Source organism: Capnocytophaga sp. oral taxon 380 str. F0488 (assembly GCF_000318255.2).
GTDB classification, from domain to species: Bacteria; Bacteroidota; Bacteroidia; order Flavobacteriales; family Flavobacteriaceae; genus Capnocytophaga; species Capnocytophaga ochracea.
In genome coordinates this window covers 20,640-23,544 of record NZ_KB291209.1, presented here as the reverse complement: position 1 = coordinate 23,544, position 2,905 = coordinate 20,640, and the positions used below count along the sequence as shown (strand labels likewise).

Below are 2,905 nucleotides of genomic sequence, written 5' to 3'. Positions count from 1 at the left end.
TTCTCTAATTTTCTATTGCCCGTCGTGCTACGACCTTTGCCAAAGTTAATGTTCCAAAAAGTTACTTCACAAGGCACAGCCTCATTCCTCTAACTCAAGCTCGTACCCCATTTACTAATTCTCTAATTTTCTCATTCTCTCATTGGTATTATTGGCATTCCTGGTATTATTGGCATTCCTGGTATTATTGGCATTATCTTTCATTTATATCATCAATTACGTCCTATTGAAGTCTTTTTTTGTATTTTTGCAACGCTATTTATAGAAGAAATATGTACGATAAAGTCCGAGCCATAGTTATTTCAAGCCTCAAATACAGCGATAACAGTCTTATAGTGAAGTGTTTCACTCAAACGATGGGTACTCGTAGCTATTTGTTACAAGGCGTTTTAGCACAGAAGAAAGGGAACTTAAAAACAGCCCTTTTTCAGCCTTTTATGCTGTTAGAATTGGTGGCTACCCATAAAAATAACGGTACGTTAGGACGTGTAAAGGAAGCTAAGATAGCCGTCCCTTATTACTCGTTACATACTGATATTTACAAGAGTGCTGTAAGTATGTTTCTTTCCGAAGTATGTGCTTTTGTTTGCACATCTGAAGCTCCCGATGAAGAAATGTTTTTGTTTTTAGAACAGAAGCTCCTTTTTTTTGATAGAAACGACTTCTCTGCCAATTTTCACTTAAAGTTTCTGCTTGATATCACTCGCTATCTTGGCTTTTACCCCGATACCACTCACGAGCGTTTGCCCTCCTTTTCGTTGGAAGACGGCATTTTCACTACTACCGATGAAAGCAAATACACCATTACAGGCACTACCTTGTTGCTATTCAAAACCCTCCTACACACCGATTATCCTCAGTTATCAACCGTTAAAAGCAATAAGAATGAGCGCAATGCATTGCTTTTTCAACTGCTTAAATACTACGAATGGCACTTCCCCAATTTTAGACAAATAAAATCATTAGAGGTGCTACAAACGCTCTTTTAGCACTATTCCAACATAATGCGATACTGTTTTTTACTCCCACACTTAGCTAAAGTTTTAAACTTTGCCAAAGTTAATTGTAACTAACAGTCTGTTAGATTTCTTATCTCAAACTTACACTAATAAAAAAACTCCAAGTAAAATCTTTTTTACTTGGAGTTTCTTGCGTTTATGAATTTATTGGAACAAAAATATTAAATGTCGATAGCTTCACCATAAGCAGCTGCTACTGCTTCTTTTACACCTTCGCTCATTGTAGGGTGTGGGTGTACCGCTTTGATGATTTCGTGTCCTGTAGTTTCCAATTTACGAGCTACTACCGCTTCAGCAATCATATCAGTAACGCCGGCGCCAATCATATGGCAACCTAACCATTCGCCATATTTAGCATCAAAGATTACTTTTATGAAGCCTTCAGTAGTACCCGCTGCATTTGCTTTTCCTGAGGCAGTGAATGGGAACTTACCTACTTTTATTTCATAGCCTTTTTCTTTAGCTTGTTTTTCGGTCAGACCTACTGAAGCAATTTCAGGAGTGCAGTAAGTACAACCAGGAATATTACCATAGTTAAGTGGTTCTACGTGCATTCCTTTAATCTTTTCAACGCAAATAATACCTTCTGCTGAAGCTACGTGTGCTAAGGCTTGACCAGGAACTACGTCGCCAATAGCGTAATAACCAGGAACATTAGTTTGGTAGAATTCATTCACGAGGATTTTATCGCGTTCAGTTTTGATACCTACCGCTTCCAAACCGATATTTTCAATATTTGTTTTGATACCTACGGCTGAAAGCAAGATATCAGCTTCTAAAACTTCTTCGCCTTTGGCTGTTTTCACAAATGCTTTTACACCTTTGCCAGAAGTATCTACTTTGGTTACCTCAGCCGAAGTCATAATATTGATACCTGATTTTGTAAGACTCTTTTCTAATTGTTTAGAGATATCCTCATCTTCCACAGGAACAATATTAGGCATAAACTCTACGATGGTTACTTCAGTACCCATAGCGTTATAGAAGTAAGCGAACTCAATACCGATAGCCCCACTACCTACTACAATCATTTTCTTAGGTTGCTCAGGGAGCGTAAGTGCTTGGCGGTAACCGATAATTTTCTTGCCGTCTTGAGGTAAAGCAGGCAACTCGCGTGAACGTGCTCCAGTAGCAATAATAATGTGGTCAGCACTGTATTCAGTTACTTTGCCATCTTTATCTTTTACGTCTACTTTCTTGCCAGCTTTTAGGGTACCATAGCCCATTATCACATCTATTTTGTTCTTTTTCATCAAGAACTGCACCCCTTTGCTCATTGTAGCAGCTACCTCGCGGCTACGTTTGATAACCGCATAAAAATCTTTGTCAAAAGACTCTTTTTTTACGGTGATACCATAGTTCTCAGCGTGCTTTAGGTATTCAAACACTTGCGCTGATTTTAACAAAGCTTTCGTAGGAATACAACCCCAGTTCAAACAAATACCACCGAGGTTTTCTTTTTCAATAACAGCGGTTTTAAACCCTAATTGAGAAGCGCGAATGGCAGTAACATACCCACCAGGACCACTTCCTAATACAATAACGTCGTATTTACTCATTTCTTTTAAAATTTATCAAGTTTGATATTAGGCTACAAAGTTACGAATAATATTTTGAATAAAAACTATTTTAATCACTTTTTTATTTATATGTAATTTTATATGTTTGAATAATAGCTATTTAAATCCTGATTGTCCGAAGTAAATCTCATTTACTTTATTGAAGTCTAAAAATCATAAAAACTCTAAAATCATTGCGCTTTTTCTAAAGTTTTATTACCTTAAAAAAGCAATTAGTATTCAGTTTTCTAAGATTATAGCTTTGTCTTAGCTTCAGTTTAGCTTCAGTTTAGCTTCGTTCATTGTTCGTCTTTTGTTCGTCTTTTG

General features: G+C 37.0%; 2 protein-coding genes. One reads left to right on the top strand and one right to left on the bottom strand.

All coding sequences use genetic code 11. The annotated features are described in order from the left end of the window. Positions 1-272: 272 nt before the first annotated feature. A complete protein-coding gene (recO, locus tag HMPREF9078_RS07150; RefSeq protein ID WP_009420029.1) occupies positions 273-989 on the top strand; it encodes a DNA repair protein RecO in 717 nt (238 codons plus the stop codon). Positions 990-1,180: 191 nt separating this feature from the next. On the opposite strand, the gene lpdA is transcribed toward recO, so the two are convergent. Continuing rightward, positions 1,181-2,578 carry a dihydrolipoyl dehydrogenase gene (lpdA, locus tag HMPREF9078_RS07145; protein ID WP_009417852.1) on the bottom strand — a complete coding sequence of 466 codons (1,398 nt, stop codon included), beginning with the start codon at positions 2,576-2,578 and terminating at the stop codon, positions 1,181-1,183. Positions 2,579-2,905: the final 327 nt, after the last annotated feature.

Excerpts from the sequence above, each read along its gene's own strand:
- recO (WP_009420029.1), top strand. The coding sequence starts at position 273 with ATGTACGATAAAGTCCGAGCCATAGTTATTTCAAGCCTCAAATACAGC.
- lpdA (WP_009417852.1), bottom strand. The coding sequence starts at position 2,578 with ATGAGTAAATACGACGTTATTGTATTAGGAAGTGGTCCTGGTGGGTAT.